This window comes from Sorangium sp. So ce176 (genome assembly GCF_051519835.1).
In the GTDB taxonomy this organism is placed as follows: domain Bacteria; phylum Myxococcota_A; class Polyangia; order Polyangiales; family Polyangiaceae; genus Sorangium; species Sorangium cellulosum_G.
In genome coordinates this window covers 3,585,825-3,606,736 of the sequence record NZ_CP150371.1, presented here as the reverse complement: position 1 = coordinate 3,606,736, position 20,912 = coordinate 3,585,825, and the positions used below count along the sequence as shown (strand labels likewise).

At 72.8% G+C, this 20,912-nt stretch carries 14 protein-coding genes; 9 read left to right on the top strand and 5 right to left on the bottom strand.

Annotation, left to right across the window (positions count from 1 at the left end):
- Positions 1 to 263: 263 nt before the first annotated feature.
- The gene (locus WMF42_RS13665) at positions 264 to 2,507 is read right to left on the bottom strand and encodes a response regulator (RefSeq protein ID WP_437692331.1); all 2,244 of its coding nucleotides are present in this window, start codon (positions 2,505 to 2,507) and stop codon (positions 264 to 266) included.
- A 725-nt stretch (positions 2,508 to 3,232) separates the two neighbouring features.
- Between WMF42_RS13665 and WMF42_RS13660 the strand changes: the two genes are divergently transcribed.
- From WMF42_RS13660 to WMF42_RS13635, 6 genes are all read left to right on the top strand, one after another.
- The gene (locus tag WMF42_RS13660) at positions 3,233 to 4,855 is read left to right on the top strand and encodes a protein kinase domain-containing protein (RefSeq protein ID WP_437692330.1); all 1,623 of its coding nucleotides are present in this window, start codon (positions 3,233 to 3,235) and stop codon (positions 4,853 to 4,855) included.
- Positions 4,856 to 4,932: 77 nt separating this feature from the next.
- On the top strand, positions 4,933 to 5,928 hold the full coding sequence (locus WMF42_RS13655; RefSeq protein WP_437692328.1) for a hypothetical protein: 996 nt from the start codon (positions 4,933 to 4,935) through the stop codon (positions 5,926 to 5,928).
- 90 nt (positions 5,929 to 6,018) lie between these two features.
- A complete protein-coding gene (gene hisA / locus WMF42_RS13650; protein WP_061610876.1) occupies positions 6,019 to 6,744 on the top strand; it encodes a 1-(5-phosphoribosyl)-5-[(5-phosphoribosylamino)methylideneamino]imidazole-4-carboxamide isomerase in 726 nt (241 codons plus the stop codon).
- A gap of 37 nt (positions 6,745 to 6,781) precedes the next feature.
- A complete protein-coding gene (locus WMF42_RS13645) occupies positions 6,782 to 8,464 on the top strand; it encodes a tetratricopeptide repeat protein (RefSeq protein ID WP_061610877.1) in 1,683 nt (560 codons plus the stop codon).
- Positions 8,454 to 9,110: a CDP-diacylglycerol--glycerol-3-phosphate 3-phosphatidyltransferase gene (pgsA, locus tag WMF42_RS13640; RefSeq protein WP_061610878.1), complete on the top strand. Its 657-nt coding sequence runs from the start codon at positions 8,454 to 8,456 to the stop codon at positions 9,108 to 9,110. Before WMF42_RS13645 ends, pgsA begins: the two co-directional genes overlap by 11 nt.
- 44 nt (positions 9,111 to 9,154) lie before the next feature.
- Positions 9,155 to 9,604 carry a hypothetical protein gene (locus WMF42_RS13635; RefSeq protein WP_437692326.1) on the top strand — a complete coding sequence of 150 codons (450 nt, stop codon included), beginning with the start codon at positions 9,155 to 9,157 and terminating at the stop codon, positions 9,602 to 9,604.
- Between the two features lie 52 nt (positions 9,605 to 9,656).
- Here WMF42_RS13635 and WMF42_RS13630 read toward each other — a convergent pair whose 3' ends face one another.
- Complete coding sequence (locus WMF42_RS13630; protein ID WP_437692324.1) at positions 9,657 to 11,915, bottom strand: hypothetical protein; 2,259 nt, start codon at positions 11,913 to 11,915, stop codon at positions 9,657 to 9,659.
- Between the two features lie 247 nt (positions 11,916 to 12,162).
- On the opposite strand from WMF42_RS13630, the gene epmA reads away from it, so the two are divergent.
- The 3 genes from epmA to WMF42_RS13615 all read left to right on the top strand — a co-directional run bounded on the left by epmA (position 12,163) and on the right by WMF42_RS13615 (position 14,459).
- Entirely contained in the window at positions 12,163 to 13,425 is a 1,263-nt protein-coding gene (epmA, locus tag WMF42_RS13625; RefSeq protein WP_437692322.1) for an EF-P lysine aminoacylase EpmA, read from the top strand.
- Entirely contained in the window at positions 13,422 to 13,973 is a 552-nt protein-coding gene (locus WMF42_RS13620; RefSeq protein WP_437692320.1) for a hypothetical protein, read from the top strand. Before epmA ends, WMF42_RS13620 begins: the two co-directional genes overlap by 4 nt.
- A 93-nt stretch (positions 13,974 to 14,066) precedes the next feature.
- Positions 14,067 to 14,459, top strand: coding sequence for a DUF423 domain-containing protein (locus WMF42_RS13615; RefSeq protein ID WP_434047241.1), 393 nt, complete (start codon positions 14,067 to 14,069; stop codon positions 14,457 to 14,459).
- Between the two features lie 27 nt (positions 14,460 to 14,486).
- Here WMF42_RS13615 and WMF42_RS13610 read toward each other — a convergent pair whose 3' ends face one another.
- From WMF42_RS13610 to WMF42_RS13600, 3 genes are all read right to left on the bottom strand, one after another.
- Entirely contained in the window at positions 14,487 to 17,795 is a 3,309-nt protein-coding gene (locus tag WMF42_RS13610) for an efflux RND transporter permease subunit (protein ID WP_437692318.1), read from the bottom strand.
- A gap of 1 nt (position 17,796) precedes the next feature.
- The gene (locus tag WMF42_RS13605) at positions 17,797 to 19,008 is read right to left on the bottom strand and encodes an efflux RND transporter periplasmic adaptor subunit (RefSeq protein WP_233562334.1); all 1,212 of its coding nucleotides are present in this window, start codon (positions 19,006 to 19,008) and stop codon (positions 17,797 to 17,799) included.
- A gap of 306 nt (positions 19,009 to 19,314) precedes the next feature.
- Positions 19,315 to 20,871, bottom strand: a complete 1,557-nt coding sequence (locus WMF42_RS13600; protein WP_437692316.1) for a hypothetical protein — start codon at positions 20,869 to 20,871, stop codon at positions 19,315 to 19,317.
- Between the last annotated feature and the right edge of the window lie 41 nt (positions 20,872 to 20,912).

Here is a 20,912-nt window from a genome sequence, read left to right as displayed (position 1 = left end):
CGGCGAGCGATGGTATCCGCCCGTCGACGCCGCGCAACCAGCGCCTGCCCGGCCAGGTGCCGCCCGACGCGGCCGGCCCGCTGCCACGGCAGCGATCGGCCCGACGCGCCGGGACAGCAGCGGCAGAGATCGGCCGCGCGAGCGAGCGCGTGGCCGCCCTCCTCGCGGATCTTCGTCGCGACGGCGTCTGGGCTCGGTGCGCGACCACGGCGCGCGCTGCCTCGCGCCCGAGGCGCGGGAGCCCCCGGCCGCGCTCCATCCCGCTACGCGCGGGAGAGATCGGCCCTGCCGAGGCTGGCCAGGCTGGCGATCACCTCGATGAGCGTGGCGGGATCGACAGGCTTGGCGATGTGGACCTGGTAGCCCTCCGAGAGCGTCTGCTCGCGCGCGCCCTGGCCGGCGTGGGCGGTCAGCGCGACCGCGGGTGTCTTGCCGCCACGCTCGGCGGGCAGCGCGCGGACACGGCGGATCAACGCGTGACCGTCCTCGTCGGGCAGACCGATGTCGCTCACGATGACGTCCGGTCGCCACGGCTCGACCAGCTCGAAGCCCTCCCGCGCGACCCCCGCCACGCGGACCTCGGCGCCCGCCCCTGCGAGGAGGCGCGTCATCAGCTCCCGCATGTCGGGCTCGTCGTCGATCACCACGACGCGCATGCCGGCCAGGGCCCGCGCGGGGGCCTCCTCGTCGCCCCGCCTCGCGCCGGCGGTGCCCGGCGCAGCATGCTGCTCGACCGCCGGAACGAGGGGGAGATCGACAGTGAACGTCGCGCCCCGCCCCGGCCCGTCGCTCTCGCCGCGAACCGTGCCGCCGTGCAGCTCCACGAGGTGCCGCACGATGGAGAGCCCGAGCCCGAGCCCGCCGCGCTCGCGCCGGACCGAGCTGTCCGCCTGGCGGAACCGCTCGAACACGTGCGGCAGAAACTCCGCGCTGATCCCCTCCCCGGTGTCGCTGACGCGGATGCGCGCCACGCCGCCTACCTCCTCGAGCGACACGGCGACGCGCCCGCCGGACGGCGTGAATTTGATGGCGTTGCTCAGCAGGTTCCAGACGACTTGCTGCAAGCGACCGCCGTCGCCCCAGGCCCTCCCGCTCGTCGGGCTCGATGACATCGAGACGCTGACGCCCTTGGCCTCGGCGGCCAGCTTCAGCGTGTCGAGCGCGGCGCGGAGGACCGAGACGAGGCAGACCGGACGCGCCTTCAACGTCATCTTGCCGGTGACGATGGCGGAGACGTCGAGCAGATCCTCAATGATCTGCAGCTCGGCCCAGCCATTGCGCTCGATGGACTCGCAGCCGCGCCGCAGGGTGGCCGCGTCCACGACGCCGTTGCGCAGGAGCTGCGCCCAGCCGACGATCGAGGTGAGCGGCGTGCGCAGCTCGTGGCTGAGCGTGGCGAGGAACTCGTCCTTCAGGCGATCAGCGGCCTCGGCCTTCTCGCGCGCGGCCTGCTCGCGGGCGAGGAGCGCCTCCCGCTCCTCCTCCGCGCGCTTGCGCTCGGTGATGTCGGTCGATATCCCGCAGACAGCGTACGGGCGGCCAGCGGCGTCGTACAGCGGGCACTTGACCGAGATGTACGTGTGCAGGCCGTCATCCTGCATCACGTGCTCCTCGGCCTGGTGCGGCGTCCGGGCCTCCAGCACCCGCCGATCGAGGGCGCGGAACGCGTCGGCTTGCGCGCGGGGGAACAGATCGTGATCGGCCCTGCCGAGGACCGACGCCTCGGTCACATGAAGGAGCCTCTCGCAATGGCGGTTGATCAGCAGATACCGCCCCTCCGCGTCCTTCACGTAGACGATGGCCGTCGAGTTGTCGATGACGGCCCGGAGGAGCTCCTGGCTCTCCCGCAAGGCCACGAGGGCCCGCTTGCGCTCGGCGACCTCCTCCTGGAGCGTGGCATTCGCGGCGGCGAGCTCGTTCGTGCGCTCCGCGACCCGCTGCTCCAGGGCGTCACGGGCGAGCCTCAGCGCGGCCTCGAACTGCTCGCGCATGGTGATCTCGCGCTGGAGCTGCGCGTTCTGCGCCTCGATCTTCCCGCGCATCGCGTGCATGGCGAGGTGCGTCTTGACGCGCGCGGCGAGCTCGTCGAGCTGGAACGGCTTGGTGACGTAGTCGACGCCGCCGGCCTCGAAGCCGGCGACCTTGTCGGCGGTCTCCGCCAGGGCGGTCATGAAGATCACGGGGATCTCTCGGGTGCTCGCGCGCGCCTTCAGGCGCCGGCACGTCTCCAGGCCGTCCAGCCCGGGCATCAGCACGACGTCGAGCAGGATCAGATCCGGCCGCAGGAGCTCCGCCCGCTCCAGGGCCTCCTCGCCGTCCTGCGCGATCGCGACCTCGAACCCCTGGTCTTCCAGGTGAGCGATGGCGACCGCGAGGTTGGCGGGCACGTCATCGACGATCAGGATGGTGTCCGATCGACCGCTCGCCGATCCGGTCATGCCCATGGGCTCGGCCCGCCATGAGCCGAAGGCTCCGCCGCCGCGCGCTGTCGACAGTGCGGAGTGCATGCCCTTCCGGCTCGCGCTCCTCGGCCCCGCGCGGCGAGGCGAGCGCGTCGCGCATCGGGCTCATCCGCTCCGTCGTGCCCCGCTTGCCTCACGTCCGCTCGCTGCTCCTGGCCACGTCGAAATCGAGCCCGGTGCGACTTTACCAGCACCCCTCCGTGCTGCGCCACGCCGTTCGCCACCTGCGCCCCGTCCCCTCGCGCCGCGCGCCCAGAAGAACCGCTGGAGGCTCCCGGAGCAAGGCAAAAACCGCGGAGTCCGCTCGGTGGCGCGGGGCCCGGGGTCGCCCGGCATGGGCGGAGGTGCCTAGAACAGAGGACCCAGCGAAGGTCACGGCGGCGGGACCACGGCCGGCTCTCGCGGTGGCTCGCGACTGGCCACGATCGATCACGTGTCGTTCTGTTCCGGTGAGGCGGAGTCGAGCGACGATCGCGGCCAGAGCTCGACACGAGGAGCGTGGGAGTCGCGGCGCTCGTCTCGAGACCGCACCCACGGCGGCGGAGCGGCATGACGCGGCGGCCGGCGGCGGCGAGCAGCGGCAATCTTCAGGGTCGGGCCCCTCCAGGAGCGCTCCCCGACGGGCGAATACGCCGGCGCCGGGCTGCTGTGCGCGGTGAGCGCGATGTCCGGGCGGCCGAGGCGCGCGCCGGCAGGGAGGGGCGCGGCATGCAGGGCCCCGCCGGTCCTGGATCCTTGACGCGACCGCCGCCGCGCGCGACCCTCCCGCCGTGTCGGCCACGCTCGCGGACGGAACAGTCTTTGCGCACCGCTATCGCGTCGTGCGCCTCCTCGCCCTCGGCGCGATGGGGTCCGTCTACGAGGCGGTGCACATCGAGACGAACCGCCGCCGGGCGCTCAAGGTGATGCACGCGTACCTCTTCCAGAGCGAGGAGATGCGCAGCCGCTTCAAGCGCGAGGCGCAGATCACGGCCGACATCGAGAGCGAGTACATCGTCGACGTCTTCGACGCCGGCATCGACGAGGCGACCGGGATGCCGTTCCTCGTCATGGAGCTGCTGCGCGGCGAGGAGCTCGGCAAGCGCCTGAAGCGCCTCGGCAGGCTGCCGCCCGGCGAGGTCGCGACGATCCTCCAGCAGACAGCGTCGGCCCTCGACCGGACCCACGCCGCATCCATCGTCCACCGGGACCTGAAGCCCGAGAACCTGTTCGTGACGCAGCGGGACGACGGGACGCCCCGCATGAAGATCCTCGACTTCGGCGTGGCGAAGCTGCTCGCCGAGGGCGGCACCGCGGCCGGCGTGACGCGCAGCCTCGGGACGCCCATCTACATGGCGCCCGAGCAGTTCCGGGTCGACACGAAGCTCACCAGCGCCGTGGACATCTACGCGCTCGGGATGATCGCGTACACGCTGCTCGTCGGGACGCCGTACTGGAGCCCGGAGGCGCTCAGCGCGGGCGACGTGATCGCGTTCGCGCTCGTGGTCGTCCACGGGCCGCAGGAGGCCCCGATGAAGCGGGCGATGGCGAACCGCGTGGTGCTGCCGCCGAGCTTCGACGCGTGGTTCGCCCGCGCCACGGCCGTCGATCCTGCGGCGCGGTTCCGCACCGCGAGCGAGGCGGCGCAGGCGCTCGCCGACGTGCTCGGCGTCGCCACGCCGAGCAGCGGGCCGGCGCCCCACGCGAGCGCGCCGCCCTGGTCGCTGGGGAGCTCCCCCACGTCGGTGCTCGCGACGCCGATGCCGACGACGGCCGCGCTGGGGACGCACGGGACGGCGGCGCCCGCGATGATGACGCCCGCGAGCGCGGCGCAGGCGACGACGCCGCCCGCGATGACCACGGCGCCCGCGATGCTGGCGCCCTCGATGACGGGCGTCGCGCCGATGGGCCCGCCGGATCACCCGTCTCGCGCGGCGGGGGCGCCCCTCGCGGCGACCATGATGGAGACCTCGGTGACCTCCGTCACGGGGGGGGCGCTCGTGCCGGTGAGGCCGAGCTGGACGCCGGTCGTCGCCGCAGCGGTCGTCCTGGGCCTCGGGGTGCTCGGCATGGGGAGCTGGCTCCTGCTCCGTGCCGGGGGCGAGCCCGAGGCGGCCGTGGCTGCATCGCCGGACGACGCGGCGCCGGACGCCGGCGCGGCCAGCGCCACGGTCACCCCCGCGCCGAGCGCGCCCCCGCAGCCGGCGGAGCCCTCGACGGCGGCCCCCGACGCGGCGCCGGCGCCCGCGCCCGTCGCGGAGCCCGCCCTGCCCGCGCCCAGCGCGAGCGCCAGCGCGGGGCCGACCGCGCGCGCGACAGCGAGCGCGCCCCCGAGGGCCGCGCCGAAGCCGCCCCCGAGCGAGCGACGGCCCCCGCCGCCTCGCCCGAAAGTTCCCTTGCTCGGGCGGGATTGAGGTCCGATGTCCGCCGCGACGTCGGCTCGACGCTCGAGCACGCCGGTTGACCCTTCGCCCTGTGGGTGCGCCAGAACATGACACGTTGCCTGCGCCGGATCGCTCCTCTCGCCCTCGCCCTCTGCCACCTCGCCGCCGCGACGCCCGCCGCGGCGCAGGAGAGCGCGGCGGCGGAGGCCCTCTTCGACCGAGGCCTCGCCGACATGGAGGCTGGCAAGTACGAGACCGGCTGCGCGTCCATCGCCGAGAGCCATCGGATCGAGCCGAAGCCGGGGGCGCTCTTCACGCTCGCGATCTGCGAGTCGAGGTGGGGCCGCGTCGCGAGCGCGTTCACGCGCTTCGGGGACTACCTGGCCCTGTACGAGCAGATGACGCCGGACCAGAAGAGCCGGCAAGGCGAGCGCGCGAAGGTGGCCAGGAAGGAGCGCGATCGGCTGGGCCCGCTCGTGCCGGAGCTGTCGCTGTCCCTCCCGCCGGGAGCGCCCGCAGGGACGGTGGTGAAGCGCGACGGCCGCGCGGTGGACGGCGCCCTGCTCGGCAAGGGCGTGCCGGTGGAGCCGGGCGAGCACGTCGTGTCGACGCAGGCGCCGGGAGGGCCCGTCTGGGAGACGCGGATCCAGCTCGCCGAGGGCGAGAAGAAGCGCGTGGCGCTGCAGGTGAACGGCGCCTCGACGGCGGCGCCGTCCGGCGGCATCTCGGGGCGGCGAACGGCCGCCTTCGTGGCGGGCGGCGTGGGCGTGGCGGGGCTCGTGCTCGGCGGGGTGACGGGCGCGCTCACGCTCGGCAAGAAGAGCGTCGTCGAGGAGCACTGCGGCAGCGCGATCGGCGTGAGCGACGAGACGGCGTGCGATCAGACGGGGATCGACGCGGCGGAGAGCGCGAGCACAACGGGGCTCGTCAGCACGATCGGCTTCGGGCTGGGGCTGGCCGGGCTCGGGGCGGCGGCGGTGCTCTTCCTGACCGAGCCGAAGCAGGGCGAGGAGGCCGCCGCCGCGACGTCAAGGCGGATCCGCGCCCGCGTGCTCGCGGCAGGGCCGGACGGCGTGGTGATCGGCGCGCGCGGGGCGTGGTGACGCCGCGGCGCGGCGGCGGGGCGGCGCGGCGAGCGCCGCCCGCCCTCGCCGCCTCTACCCGCGGGCGCAGAGGCGCGCTAGACCCGCCGCGTGCAGCTCATCCCCGCCATCGATCTCCTCGGAGGCCAGGCCGTGCGCCTCCACCAGGGACGCTACGATCAGGTCACCGTCTACGACCAGGACCCCGCGGCGCTCGCCGCCCGCCTCCGCCGCGCCTGCGATCGGCTCCACGTGGTCGATCTTGAAGGGGCCCGGGCCGGCATGCCCGTGCAAGCCGACGCGGTCCGCGCGATCATCGCGGCGTTCGGCGTGAACGGCGGCAGCGTGCAGGTGGGCGGCGGCATCCGCTCCGCCGCCGCGGCCGAGAGCTACCTCGCGCTCGGCGCCGACCGCATCGTGCTCGGGACCGCCGCGGTGAACGATCCGGCGCTCGTGCGCGATCTCGCCGGCCGCTTCCCGGGGCGCGTCGTGGTCGCCGTCGACGCGAAGGACGGGCGCGTGGCCGTGCAGGGCTGGGAGCAGGTCTCCTCGGTCACGGCGCTCGACGTCGCCCGCGCGCTCGCCGGCTCCCCGATCGCCGCGCTCCTCTACACCGACGTCTCCCGCGACGGAACGCAGGTCGGGCCGAACCTGGAGGCAACGCGTGAGCTCGCCGGCTCATGCGGCTTCCCCGTGCTGGCCTCCGGCGGCGTCGGCTCGCTCGCCCACCTCCGGGCGCTCGCGCAGCTCCCCGGCGTCAGCGGCGTGATCGTGGGCCGCGCGCTCTACGAGGGGGCGTTCACGATCGCCGAAGCGATCGAGGCGGCGAGCGCCTGACGGCGCGTGTGCGTTTTCGTGTACGATCCACCCGACGATGCCCGAGCGCGACGATCCCCGGCCTTCCACCCGCGAAGTCGCAGCGGAGGAGTTCCTGTTCCACCTGCACCGGGGCAGCGAGCTCCTGCAGGACAACCGGGTCCACGCCGCGAAGGCGGAGCTCGAGCGCGCCCTCTCGCTCCAGCCGAGCGATCCCAAGGGGCAGGATCTCCTCGGCATCGTCTACTTCCGGCTCGGGCTCTACCCGCGCGCGATCGCGATCTATGAGCGGCTGATCCAGGCCCACCCGGAGGCTGTCGAGCCGCGCATCAACCTCGCGCTCTCGTACCTCAAGACCGGGCAACCGGCGCAGGCGCGGTCCGAGCTGGAGAAGGCGCTCGAGCAGAACCCGAAGCACCAGCGCGCCTGGGGCTACCTGGGGCTCGCGTTCCAGCGCATGGGCGACTACGAGCGCGCGAGCCACGCGTTCGCGGCGGGCGGCCACGACGCGATGGCGCGCCGCCTCCTCGACATGACGGGGGGCAGCACGGGCAGGTACCCGATCGAGCCGCCCGACACCGAGGATCAGCCGCCGGTCGAGGCCAAGGCCGAGGCGCGAGCCGAGGTGCAGCGCGCCGCGGGCGAGGCGGTGCAGGCGCTCGATCGCGCCGGCGCGGGCTTTAGGCACGACTCGGATCTGCCGCGCATCCCGTCCGGGACCTGGTCGGCGATCGAGCCTGGCCGCGAGACGATGGCGACCATCCCGGCGCCGCCGTCGGTCCGGAGCCTCGGGGCGGACGGCCGCACGGGAGCCGCGGCGGGCGTGAGCAGAGCGCCGGGCCCGAGGGGCGGCGCGGCGCCGACGGTCCCGTCGATGCCGGCGGTGCAGGCGCCGCTCGCAGGCAGCGCGCAGCCGTCCTTGCGCCGCGGCTCGATGGCGCCCGAGGAGCCCTCGCCCACAGGCCGCTTCTCGGTCTCCGTCCCCGCGACGAGCGAGGCGTCGCTGGCGAGCCGGAAGTCCGCCGCGAGGTCGTCGTCGCTGCCGCCCCCCGCGGCGGCGCCCGCGACGCCGCAGCCGGCGGCTGCGCCGCTCGCGGCGCAGCCGCCGGAGACGTTGCTGGGGCTCGTGCGCGAGCGGCTGCTGACCTTCCCGCGTGACGTCGCGATCGCGCGGCACGCGACCGGCGTCGTCCTCGTGCAGGCGGCGAAGGGCTTCGTGACCCGGCTCGACGGGCTGCGCACGATGAGCGTGCACTCCGGGACGGCCACGCACGTGCTGAAGCGGCAGGCGCGCGGCCGCATCTTCGACGAGCCGCTCGGCGGGCCGAGCACGCCGTTCGTGGAGATCGGCGGGCGCTGCGAGCTCGTGCTCGGCGCGCCGGAGGGGCGGAGGCTCCACGCCGTGACGCTCGGGGAGGAGCCGATCTACCTGCGCGAGGACGTCCTCATCGGCTTCGAGCTGCCGATCGGCTACGAGAACGGCCGCCTGCCGGCCGGCGACGGCGAGGCGATCGCGATGGTGCAGCTCCGCGGACGCGGCCACGTGGTGCTCTCGGTGCCCGAGCGCGCGGCGGCGCTGGAGATCACGCCGTCGCGGCCGACGTCGACGCGCGCGACGGCGGTGCTCGGGTGGATGGGGCGGCTCCTGCCGCGCACGCTGCCCGCGACCGAGGCGCCCGGAGGGATGCAGGGGTTCGTGACGTTCGGTGGAGAGGGGATGGTTCTCGTCGATGGCCGCTAGCGCGGACACGTCCCTGCGGGGCATCAAGGCGCAGCGGCGGAGGACGCTCTGGGAGGACGCGAAGAACCTCCCGAACCTGCTGACGTTCGCCCGGATCGTCATGATCCCGGCCGTCCTCCTGCTCCTGGCGCGGGGCGCGCCGCGCGACTGCTTCTGGGCCGCGTGCGTCTACTCGCTCGCGGCGCTCACGGACATGCTCGACGGCTACCTGGCGCGCCGGCAGGGCCTCGTGAGCGTGCTCGGCAAGTTCCTCGATCCGCTCGCCGACAAGCTCATCGTCTCCAGCACGCTGGTGTGGCTGGTCCCGATGGGCCGGATCCCGGCGTGGGCGGTGGTGCTGCTCATCTCGCGCGAGATCACGATCACGGCGCTCCGCTCGATCGCGTCGACCGAGGGGCTCGTCATCGCGGCGGGCGACGGCGGGAAGATCAAGACGGCGCTGCAGATGATCGGCATCGTCTGCCTGATCCTCGGTTACCCGTACCGGATCCACCTCGGCGTCGACTTCGGCGAGGTCGACGTGGTGCACGTGGGGCGGCTGCTCATCTATCTGTCGCTCATCTTCTCGATCACGAGCGCAGCGCAGTACATGGGGCTGTTCATCGACGCGATCGACGCCAAGAACAGGGCGGCTCCTCCGCCGTAGATGGGCAATAGGCAAGCCCGCCTGGTTCTGCTAGACCAGCGCGCGTGAAAGCCCTGAAGACGTCGCGCAACGCCCTGCGCCCCGCGCTCCTCCTGGCCGCGCTCGCCGCGGCCGTCCTCGCCTCCGCCGCGAGCTGCAGCGACCAGCGCGAGGGCGAGCCCTGCGACATCGCGAACGGCAGCGAGGACTGCGCGGCCGGGCTCGAGTGCACGGCCATCGGCCAGCAAACGCAACAACACCGTTGCTGCCGACCCGGCGTGATCACGCAGGCCTGCGACCCCTCACTGGAGCCGTCGGCCGGCAACACCAGCACGACCACGACGACGAGCACCGCCACGGGCACGGGCGGCGCGGGCGGTACGGACGGCGCGGGCGGCGGCAACGGCGGTGCGGGCGGTACGGATGGCGCTGGTGGCACCGGCGGCGCTGGCGGCACCGGCGGCGCCGGCGGCACCGGCGGCGCCGGCGGCACCGGCGGCGCCGGCGGGCGTTAGGTAGAGGGCGCGCCCCGCGAGGAGCGGCGCGCGCCGCGTGACGCGCGGCGGCTCAGCCGCGAGCCCGGCGCGCGCGGGCGCGCCGCCTGAGCACGGCCGCTCCGGCGAGCGCGATCCCCGAGAGCGCCGCCCACGGGGCGGCGGGCGCGCTCGGTGCGGCCGCGCGGCACGCGCACCCCTCCGCCGGCGGATCCGCGGGCGGATACCTGGTCGGCCCCGGCGTCGCGCCGCCCGACGAGCCGGGCTCCGGCTCGTCGGGATCGACGGGATCCACGGGATCCGGCGGCGGCTCGACCCCGAGATCCTCGCTCTCCGCCGTCACGATGCTGGGCGGACAGTTCCCGTGACCGAGCACCATGTAATACGTCTGCGCGGGGTCGAACGGCGGATCGGAGGTCTCGTCGATGACGATCTCACCGTGGGTGTCCGTGATCTTCTCCACGCTGTAATCGAAGCGCGTGGCCGCCGGCAGGAAGCCGGTCGACGTGAAGCCGACATGACGGCCGGTCCTCACGTAGATGTTCCACTCGAGGTCGCCGCCGCCGGCGGGCTGGAGCTGCACGGTGAAGCGGATGCCCTTCGCTGTCGGATCCGGCGTGCTCTTGAAGTGGAAGAGGCTCTGGAGGCTGATCTGCGCGCGGGCCTCCGCGCACGACGCCCCGGAGCCCAGGATCAGCGAGTCGATGCCGAACATCTGCGTCCGCCGCGACTTGCCGCCGCTCAGGTCGAGCACCTCGTCGCAGTCGTCCAGGCCGCGGCTCTTGATGAGCGCGTCCACGGCGCTGGCGTCCGCCGCCGAGAGCTCACCGGCGCTCACCAGATCGCCGGCCGACGTCTGGAGCGCCCGGGCGAAGTCGTCGAGCGAGGCGTTGCGGGTGAGCAGCGTCATCGCGCTCCAGACCAGCTTGTCGCCCACCGCCGGACCGAACCTGTCGCGCAAGGACCACGCGAGGCTGCCGACCATCTCGCCGTCCTCGTGCACCTCGCCGACGAGATCGTCAGGGCACGTCTTGGCGTCGTCCGTGAGCTCGCGCTGCATCCCGAAGAGCTCGAGCGTCGCCTCGCCGAGCGTGGAGTCGCCGTTCACCGTGCACGCGAAGTAGTCCGCGAGGCCCTCGTCGATGCTGCCGCCCCACGGAGAGAGCCCGTACTCGTTGATCGCGAACTGGCCCTCGTTGTAGCCGACCGCGTTGGCCGAGATGTAGTGAGTGAACTCGTGGAGGAACACGTCGGAGTCGTCCGAGAAGTCGAAATAGGAGCCCTGGCCGATGGCGACGAGGTTCGGCGCGTCGAAGGGCGCTCCCACGCCCTCCGGCGAGAAGAACGCGTTGTCCATCGGCCGGCCCGACTCCAGCATGTTGGCGACCGCGACGAGCTTCCAGCTGGGCGCCGTCATGTCGAGCTGATGAGTCGACCTGAAGTAATCGCGCATCCGCGTGAGGTGGTAATAGATGCCGACCTGCGCGAACTGGTCGTGCGCGTCGTCCGCGCTCGCAGGGGGATTGTAGAGGAAGTCCGCGCCCGAGTTGGGCTCCACGCTCTGCTCCAGGGTGAGCGGGACGCCGGACAGGAGGTCGCCGCCCACGTAGTTCACCACCCTGAGGTTGCCGCTCCAGCCGCTCAAGGTCTGGGGATCCGCCGCGTCGAGGTCCGTCAGCTCGCGATCCTCGACCCGCGGCGTGACCGCGGCGCTGATCGGGTAGACGCGCCCGCGCGCGTCCACGGCGAGCGGCCGCCGGTGGACGATGCTCCCTGTGTGCGCGTCCACGAGGTAGCGGTCCCCGCCGCGCTCGGACCGGACGTCGACAACCCAGACGAGCTTGCCGGCCGTCTCCGCCTCGGGGAACACCGCGAGCGCCGCGCTCGGCCGCTCCGCCAGCGTCATCCCGTACGTCGTCTCCACCGCCTTCCGCGCGGCCTCCTCCCGGTACTTCGGCGCCGTCGACACCGACAGGTCCCGCGCCACGTCGAGCACCACGGCCGTCACGCGGCCGCCCGGGGCGACGCGGACCGCCGCGGCGGCGCCGAGCACGGGCAGCCCGAGGTGGAACTGCTCGAACCGGACAGTGCGGTGCTCCCCGGCCAGGAGCTCCCTTTGATAGCGCAGCGAGACGCCGTGAAGCCCGAGCTCGGGAGCAGCGTGCTTCAGATACACCTCTGCCGCCTGGCGCGCGCCCGCCGCGCTGCGAGCGGACAGGGCCGCTGCCGGCGAGCCCGGCGGCACCGTGTGCCAGTCGGACGCGGCGGCAGGCCCCGCTGAGACGAGGGTCGCGAGCGCGGTCAACGGAAGCAAGAGGAGCTGTCGTCTCATGGGTCTTCTCTCCGGCTGGGTTTCTGCAAGCAGCGCTCGCGTGAGGCGCGGCGAGGCCGGACCGACGAGCGCGACCAACGTATCGAGTTACGTTGGGTCTTCAAGGAGGAGCGAGGCGGCGCCCTCGCGGAAACGTGAGGATCTGTGACCGTCGTTGGCTTCTTGCCTGACGTCTTTGGCGGACATGCGTGGTATGTCTCCGGGACTTCCGGCGCAGGTCCCCGTGGGTCGCTCTGAAACAAACATCTTGACCGGGTTCCCGGAGACGCTCGCCCCGAGCGACGTCGCGTCCGCCGTCGCGCCGCTGCCGGGCCGGGTGCGCGTCGGCGGCCGCGTGCTCGAGATCGCGGAGGGCGCCGTCGTCCTCGGCGACGCGTTCGGCGCCGTGCGCGTCGCGCTGGACGGCGCGGGCGCCGCGCCGATCGAGGTCGGCGACCTCGCGGTCGTCGAGGGGGCGCCGGCCGGCGGCGCGCTCGCGTCCGCGCGGCTCGTCGAGCGGATCGCGCCGCGGAGGCCGCCGCGGGGGCGCGCGGGCGCCGCGGCGCCGCCGTCGAGCGAGACCGAGCGCGCGATCCACCGCGGGCGCGGCGCGGCGCTCGCGCGGCGAGCCGCGGCGCTCGCGGCGATCCGGGCGCTGTTCGCCGAGCGCGGGTTCCTCGAGGTCGAGACCCCGAGCATGGTCCCCTCCCCCGGGCTCGATCTGCACCTCGACGCGTTCGAGGTGCAGGCGGCGCGCCCGACCTTCCTGATCACGAGCCCGGAGTACCAGATGAAGCGGCTGCTCGCGGGCGGCGTTCCGCGCTGCTTCCAGCTCGCGCGCTGCTTCCGCCGCGGGGAGCTCGGGGACAGGCACAACCCGGAGTTCACGATGCTCGAATGGTATCGCGCGTTCGCGGGTGTGGACGAGGTGATGTCCGACACGGAGGCGATCGTACAGCGTGTGGCGGACGCGCTCGGCGCCGGGGGCACGATCTCGGCGGCTGGCAGGCAGGTGAGCCTGGAGCGGCCGTTTCCGCACATCTCTGTCGGCGAGGCGTTCGCGCGCTGGGCGGGCGTGCCCGCGGACGACGCGATCGCGCTCGCGTCGCGCGACGAGGAGCGGTTCTTCCGCCTGCTCGTGGATCAGGTGGAGCCGGCGCTCGCGGCGCTTCCCCGCCCGGTGTTCCTCGTCGATTTCCCCGCGCCTTTCGCGTCGCTCGCGCGGCTGAAGCCAGGCGACCCGCGGGTGTGCGAGCGGTTCGAGCTGTATGTCGGCGGCGTCGAGCTCTGCAATGGATTCGGCGAGCTCACCGACCCTGTCGAGCAGCGGGCGCGGCTGCTCGCCGATCAGGTCGCGCGGGCGGCCCAGGGCAAGCCGGTCTACCCGATCGACGAGCGCTTCCTCGACGCGCTCGAGGAGGGGATGCCGCCCGCGGCGGGCAACGCGCTCGGGGTCGATCGGCTCGTCGCGCTGTGCCTCGGCGCCTCCTCGATCGGCGACGTGCTCGCGTTCCCGCACGGCTGGCTGTGACGTCCTCGGCGAGCCCCGACGGCGGCGCGCGGCTCTCTCCGGAGGCGCTGTCGCAGCTCGACCGCAAGTACCGCACGATCGCGGAGCTCCGGCGCGCGCGCTCGGCCGGCGAGCCGATCCCGGGAAGGGAGGTGTTCCGCGCGCTGGCGGGCGAGTTCCCCGGCGCGCTGAACGAGCTCGACAACCTGCCCTTCAATGAAATCGAGCGGCGGCGCGAGGCGCTCGCGCTGGCGCTCGCCGGGGGCCCGGAGGAGCGCTGGATGGCGTGGATCCACGCCTACCACGCGCTGATGCGGGCGGCGCTCTACGTGAAGATCCGCGTGGCGCGGCGGGGGGAGCTCCCGGGGCCGGAGGCGGCGGCGCTCGCGGAGCGGGCGGCGAGGCACGCCGGCACGCCTGTCGACGCCGCGTTCGTGATCGCTGTCAAGGCGCCGCCGGACGGCCGGCTGAACCGCCTCGTCCTCGGCCACCTCGCGGCGGCGTTCGGCGCGTCGCCCGCCGAGATCCGGGGGACGATCTTCCCGCGGCGACCGGCGCAGGGCGGCTGAGGCGCGGTCCACGGCGGGACGACGGGCGCGGCCGTGGCCCGCGCGTCACGTGGCCGGTGACGCGCCGTGGCCATGGGCTAAGCTCCGCGCCCGATGGAACGCCTGTTCTTCCTCCTCTCGGGCGCCTACGGCTTCCTCGCGGTGGCGCTCGGCGCCTTCGGCTCCCACGGACTCAAGGCGCGGCTGGACGGGCTGCCGGACGGCGCGCTGCGCGCGTCCTGGTGGCAGACAGGCGCCCAGTACCACCTCGTCCACGCGCTCGCGCTCGCGCTCGCCGCGCACCTCGCCGCGCGCACCGGCGGGAGGGCGGCGATCGTCGCCGGCCTGTGCTTCGCGGGCGGCGTGCTCCTCTTCTCCGGCAGCCTCTACGTGATGACCCTGACCGGCACCCGCGGCCTCGGCAGGGTCACGCCGTTCGGCGGGCTGCTGCTGCTCGTGGGCTGGGCCTCGGTGGTCGTGGCCGCGCTCGGCATCGCGAAGGCCTGACGCGCCCCGGCCGAGCGCCCGCCCCGCCTACGTCGTCCGCCGCACGCGCGCGATGAGCCGGCCGGCCTGCGCGACGGCCCGGTCGCGGAGCGAGCCCACGCGGGCCCAGACGCGGCCCCAGCGCTCGCTGTGCGCGAGATCGTCGAGCAGCGAGTACGAGACCGGCGTGACGATCAGCGTGAGCAGCAAGCTGAGCGACTGACCGCCGATGACCACCACCGCGATGGTGTGGCGCTCCTCGGCGCCAGGGCCCGTGCCGAGCCAGAGCGGCAGCATGCCCGCGACAAGGGCGAGCGTCGTCATCAGGATGGGCCGCAGCCGGTCGCGGTTCGCCTGGAGGATCGCCTGCGCGCGCGGCATGCCCTCGGCGCGGAGCTTGTTCATGTGGTCGACCTGCAGGATCGAGTTCTTCTTCACCACGCCGAACAGCACGAGGAAGCCGAGCGCCGAATAGAGGTTGAGCGTGTTCCCGGTGGCCCACAGGCTCAGCAGCGCGAACGGCACCGACAGCGGGAGCGAGAGCAGGATCGTGACCGGGTGCACGAGGCTCTCGAACTGCGACGCGAGGATCATGTACATGAGCACGATCGACAGCAGGAACGCCCAGATGAACTCGCCGAACGTGCGCTCCAGCTCCGCGCCGCGGCCGCGCACGCTGGTCGTGTACGCCGACGGCATGTCCATCTCGCGCGCGGCGCCGCGCAGCGCCTCCAGCCGGTCGGCCAGCGCGTAGCCGGGAGCCACGCCGGCCCGCAGGCTCGAGACCCGCTGGCGATCGAGCCTGTCGATGCGCGACGGGCTCTTCGCCTCCTCGATGCGCACCAGGTTGTCGAGGCGCACCAGGTCGCCCCGGAGCAGCGGCGCCCCGGCCCTGGGCGCCGCCGCGACGCCGGCGACCCCCGGCTGCTGCGCCGACGACGGGCGCGCCGTCCGCGGCACGTACAGGCGGCGGACGGCCGCCAGCTCGTCGCGATCCTCCTCGATGAGCCGGAGCTGCACGTCGTAGTTCTCGTTGGCCTCCTCGTCGCGGAAGCGCGAGACCTCCTGATCGCCGCCCACCATCAGGCGCAGCGCGCCCGCGATGTCCTCGGTCCGGACCCCGAGCGCCGCGGCGCGCTCGCGATCGATGAGCACCCGCAGCTCGGGCCTGTCGATCTTCAGCGTCACGTCCGCGTCCACGATGCCGCCGAGCTGCGCGGAGCGGTCCCGGAGCTCGTTCGCGTAGCGCTCGAGCGCCTCGATGTCCGGCCCCTGGATCGCGAAGTCGATCTCGAAATTTCCGCCGCCGATGTTGAACGAGGGCACGTTGCGGACCGAGATCCGGAGGTCGGTGTACTTGCGCAGCTTGCGCCGCACCTCCTGCATCACGTCCTTCTGCGCGTAGTTGTCCTTGAACGCGCGGAGCGGGTTGCCGGAGAACGTCTCCCGGAACAGCCGCGTCAGGGAGAACGTGCGCTCGTCGTGCGGGGCGATCCGGACGAACGCCTCGCCCGAGCTGACGCCGCCGATGAAGCCGCCGCCCGCCGTGGCGAGCACGCTGCGCACCCCGCGCACGCTGCGCACGTCGTCGCCGATCCGCCGCATCACGTCGTCCATCGCGCCGAGGCTCGCGCTGAGCGGGGCCGTGACGCGGATCTCGAACTCCGCGTCGTCCGCGCCCGAGGGGATGTACTCCTGCTTCACGAGCCCATAGAGCGGCACCGACGACGCCATCACCACGACGGCGGACACGGCGACCAGCGCGCGGTGCCGCATCGCGAACTCGAGGGCGCCCGTGTACCGGGCCTCGAGCCGGCCGTAGAAGCCGCGGCGCGTCTTCACCTCGCCCTCGCCGCCCGCCTCGTGCGCGCGGCTCGCCTCCTTGCGGAGCAGGCGCGCGCTCATCATCGGGGTCAGCGAGAAGCTGACGAGCAGGCTCACGAGGATCGCGACCGTGGCCGTGATCCCGAACTGGAACAGGAACCGCCCCGAGATCGACGACATGAACGACACGGGGACGAAGATGACGACGAGCGACAGCGTCGTCGCGAGCACGGCGAGCCCGATCTCCTTCGTGGCGGCCCTGGCCGCCTCGAAGGAGTCCATCTTCTTCTCCTCGACGAAGCGGAAGATGTTCTCGAGGACGACGATGGCGTCGTCGATGACGATGCCGACCATCAGGACGAGCGCGAGCATCGTCACGCTGTTCAGCGTGAAGTCGAGCGCCCACATCATGCCGAACGTCGCGACGACCGACGTCGGGATGGCGACGCCCGCGATGATCGTGGACCGCCACGACCTCATGAACAGGAGGACCACCGCGCACGCGAGGAAGCTGCCGAGGACGAGGTGCACGTTGATCTCGTGCAGCGCCGTGTAGATGTAGCCCGACTGATCGCGGATCACCTCGAGCTTCACGTCCGCCGGGAGCTGGTCGGAGAGCTTCGCCATGTTCGCCTTCACGGCCTCGATCACCGCGACCGTGTTGGCGCCCGACTGCCGCACGACGTTGAGGACGACGGTGGGCTTGCCGTCGAGGCGCGCGAGCGACCGCTGCTCGTAGGTGCCGTCCTCGGCGCGGCCGACGTCGCGCACCCGGACGGGCCTGCCCTCGACGTTGCCGACGACCAGGTTGTTGAAGTCGCCCGCGTTCTCGATGCGGCCCATCGTCCGCAGCGTCCGCTCTTCTTCCTTCCCCGTGACGTTGCCCGCGGGGATGTTCGCGTTCTGCTGGACGATGGCCTCGCGGACGGCGGTGGCAGGGAGGCCGTACGCGGCGAGCCGATCGGCGGCGAGCCAGATCTTGATCGCGCGCTCCTGCCCGCCGACGACGCGCACCTCGCCGACGCCCGACGAGCGCTCGAGCTGCACGCGCACGAGCTTGTCGGCGATCTCGGTGAGCTCGCGGATCGAGCGATCGGCGGAGAGGGCGATCGTCATCACCGGGGTCGAGTCGTTGTCCTGCTTCGCGATGATGGGCGGATCGGTGCCCACGGGCAGGCTGCGCAGCGCCGCCTGCACGCGGTCGCGCACGTCCTGCGCCGCCGAGTCGACGTCCCGGTCGAGGTTGAAGGTCGCGATGACGACGGAGCTGCCGCTCGACGAGATCGAGCGGAGCTCGGTGATCCCCTCGACCGTGTTGACCGCCTCCTCGATCTCCTCGGTGATCTCCGCCTCGACGTCCTCGGGCGCGCCGCCGGGGAGCGTGGTGCGGACCGAGACGGTCGGCAGGTCCACGGCGGGGAAGCGATCCACGCCCAGCCGGAAGTACGCCACGGCGCCGACGACGATGAGGGCGAGCCCCAGCATCGCGGCGAACACGGGCCGCTGGATGCAGATCCTGGCGAGCGTTTGCATCCTAGCTCCCCTCCACCACGCGCACCGGCTGGCCTTGCTGGAGCGAGCCGGGGCGGGCGACGACCGACTCCCCCACCGCGACCCCGGAGACGATCTCGACGCGATCCCCCGCGGCCTTCCCGGTGACCACCTGCTTCTCCTTCGCCTTGCCGTCCTCGACCGTGATCACCTTCGAGAGGCCGGCGAACCGGACGATGGCGGTCGCGGGCACGGACGGCGCCGGCTTCGCGCTCACGACGATCTGCGCGTTGACGAGGCTGCCTGGCCGCAGGTGGCCGGGGTTCTTGATGTCGCTCTCGACGAGCAGCGTCCGGCTCTGCGGATCGATCGCGGGCGCGAGGCGCGCGACGGTCCCCGCGTGGACGGCGGTGTCCCCGGGGACGGTGACGCGCACCTGCTGCCCGGCGCGCACGCCGGCCGCCTCGGTCTCCGGCAGGGCCACGCGCAGCCGCAGCGGGTCGACGCGGACGATGTCCGCGATCGGCGCCCCGGCGGCGAGGAACTGGCCCACGCTCGCCCGCCGCACCTGCACGATGCCGTCGATCGGCGACCGCACCACGGCGTCGGTGAGCTGCTGCCGCGCCATGCGCAGCTCGGATCGACGCTGGCGCACCGCCGCCTCGCGGATGCGCACCTCCTCGCGCGCGGACTGCACGGCCGTCTCCGCGCGGACCGCCGCCGCCTCCGCCGCGTCGAGGTCCATGCCCGACATCAGCCCTTCCCTGGCGAGGTTGCGCGCCCGGACCTGGTTGGCCTGCGCCTCCTTCAGCGTCGCGAGGGCCTCCCGCACGATCGCCGTGCTCTCGACGTCGAGCTCTGTGTCAGGCCCGTCCTGGGGCAAGCCGAGCTGAGCGCGGCTCTGCGCCAGCGCGGCCGCGGCCTGCTCGATCCGCAGCTCGTAATCCCTCGTCTCGAGCTGAGCGATGACCTGATCTCGCTGGACGGGGCTCGCGAGATCGACCGAGATCGACGCGAGTCGCCCTGGCACCTTGGCCCCGACCGTCACCTGCTCATCGGCGTCCAGGGTCCCCGAGATGTCGATGGTTTGTTCAACATCGAGCTCCGTCACAGGGGCCAGCGTCACCTCCTTGACGTCGGGCGCAGGCCTCTCCGCCTTGCCTCCGGACTCGGCCTTCGCGCCTTCACGCTGAGCCGATTCGCCTTTGCCGCACCCAAGGCCCTGCAGAAGCACCGCGAAGATCGCGATCCTCATCGTCCAGGATACCTGGGACGGACTCGGCGTACAGCGGGCGGAGGTGGGGAGATGTCGAAGCGCGGGACGGGCAATCCACATGAAGGTGGCCTCGGCTGACAAGGAACGCCCCCCCGAGCGCGTTGTTGGACGAGGATATTGACGCATCAGCGTTGGGGCGCAATGTGTGCTCGGGCAGGGCGGAACAGCGTACAGCGGCGCGCGCAGCGCGTCAGGGCTCTCGGTCCTCTCCGTCAGCGCGCGCGCAGGCGCGATCTCCTGTCGGGCCGTGCGGGAGGCGGCGGCGCCCCCGCTGGCGGGGGACGCTCAGGGGTCGAGCTTGACCAGGTAGCCGTCGGCCTCGCCGCGCGTGGTCATCGGGCCGCCGCCGAGATCGATGGTGCCGCGGAACAATCCGACGGCGAACACCTCGCCTCCGGGGCCGGCGGCCACGCCGCTCGCGGACTGGACGTCCGGATCACCGATGTGGCGGCTCCAGAGGTGCTGGCCTCCAGGCCCGAGCTTGGCGATGAAGATGTCGCCGCCCCAGAGGAATCCGTTGGGGTCCATCATCGTGCCCTTGCTCGTGAGCACGGCGCCGTCGAGATCGAGCTCGCCGAGGAACGTCCCCGTGATGAGCGTGTTGCCCGATGCATCCACCGCGATCGACGCGACCTGCTGGAGATCCGAGTCGCCGAAGCCACGGCTGAAGAGATGATTTCCCGCTGCATCGAACTTGGCGACATAGAAGTTCGGCTTCGTGCCGAGCGCGACAAGCGCGCCGCCGCCGAAATCGACGCTCCCCTGGAACGTGCCGGCCAGGAACACGTTGCCTTGCGCGTCGAACGCCACCTGAGAGGCGTTGTCCTCAAGGCTGTTGCCGAAAGCCTTCTGCCAGAGGAGCGCGCCGTCCGGCGCCAGCTTGGCGAAGAAGATGTCGTTTCCTCCCCGCGATAAGAAGGGGGCGGCGGCCGGATCCAGGTTGAAGTTCGCCTGGAACGCGCCCGCCACAGCGACGTTGCCCGCCGCGTCCGCGGCCAGCCCGCCGGCTCCCAGCCAGGACCTCTGGTCATCGATGTACTTCGTGAAGACGTGATTGCCCTGCGCGTCCAGCTTGGCGACGTAAACCGCGTTGCCGCTGTACTCGTCGCCGACGGGCCCGCCGCCGAAATCGGCCGTGCCGCCGATCGAGCCGGAAATGAGGACCGCCCCCGCGCCGTCCACGGCGACGTAGCTCAGCTCCTTGGAGTACTGGTCGCCGAACCCCTTGCTCCAGAGGTGATCGCCGGACAGGCTCTCGAGCTTGGCGAGCCCGAGCCCGCCGCTGCTCTCGGGCAGCGGTCCTCCGCCGAGATCGACGTTCCGGAAGTAGCTACCTCCCACGAAGAGCTCGCCGCCGCCGGTGTGCGCGACGTGCTGGCCAGAGGACAGGCTCAGGCTGAACGACTTGCTCCAGAGGTGATTGCCGTCTCGATCGAACTTCGCGAGAAACGAAGCAGAGCCCTCCTGCGCGACGATGGGGCCTCCGCCGAGATCGATGGCGCCGGAGAAATGACCGATGACGACGGGGTTGCCCTTCGGGTCCACCGCCACGCTTGCGGCCGAGTCGTGGCCGTTCTCCCCGATCTGGAGCGCCCAGCGAAACCGGCCGGGCTCGGGCGCGGATCCGCCGGTGCCGCTGGTGCTGCTGCTGCTGGCGCTGCCTCCGTTTCCCCCGCCGCCGGCTGGGTCGCTGCCGCCAGCGCCGCTCCCGCCTCCACCCTCACCGACACCGTCGGTGCCAGATCCATAGTTCCTCACCTTGGGAGAGCAGGCGACGGCGATCGTGGCGGCCGAGATCATCGCGAGGACGCGGACGTGAGCGCTGCGATCGAAGAGATGCATGGGGCCACTATACAAACCGCGCGCGCCGGAGTTTTTCAAGA

What these genes read in the sequence shown, in the direction of transcription:
- WMF42_RS13665 (WP_437692331.1), bottom strand. Translation starts at nt 2,507, where the DNA reads ATGCACTCCGCACTGTCGACAGCGCGCGGCGGCGGAGCCTTCGGCTCA.
- WMF42_RS13655 (WP_437692328.1), top strand. Translation starts at nt 4,933, where the DNA reads ATGACACGTTGCCTGCGCCGGATCGCTCCTCTCGCCCTCGCCCTCTGC.
- WMF42_RS13645 (WP_061610877.1), top strand. Translation starts at nt 6,782, where the DNA reads ATGCCCGAGCGCGACGATCCCCGGCCTTCCACCCGCGAAGTCGCAGCG.
- pgsA (WP_061610878.1), top strand. Translation starts at nt 8,454, where the DNA reads ATGGCCGCTAGCGCGGACACGTCCCTGCGGGGCATCAAGGCGCAGCGG.
- WMF42_RS13630 (WP_437692324.1), bottom strand. Translation starts at nt 11,915, where the DNA reads ATGAGACGACAGCTCCTCTTGCTTCCGTTGACCGCGCTCGCGACCCTC.
- WMF42_RS13615 (WP_434047241.1), top strand. Translation starts at nt 14,067, where the DNA reads ATGGAACGCCTGTTCTTCCTCCTCTCGGGCGCCTACGGCTTCCTCGCG.
- WMF42_RS13610 (WP_437692318.1), bottom strand. Translation starts at nt 17,795, where the DNA reads ATGCAAACGCTCGCCAGGATCTGCATCCAGCGGCCCGTGTTCGCCGCG.
- WMF42_RS13605 (WP_233562334.1), bottom strand. Translation starts at nt 19,008, where the DNA reads ATGAGGATCGCGATCTTCGCGGTGCTTCTGCAGGGCCTTGGGTGCGGC.
- WMF42_RS13600 (WP_437692316.1), bottom strand. Translation starts at nt 20,871, where the DNA reads ATGCATCTCTTCGATCGCAGCGCTCACGTCCGCGTCCTCGCGATGATC.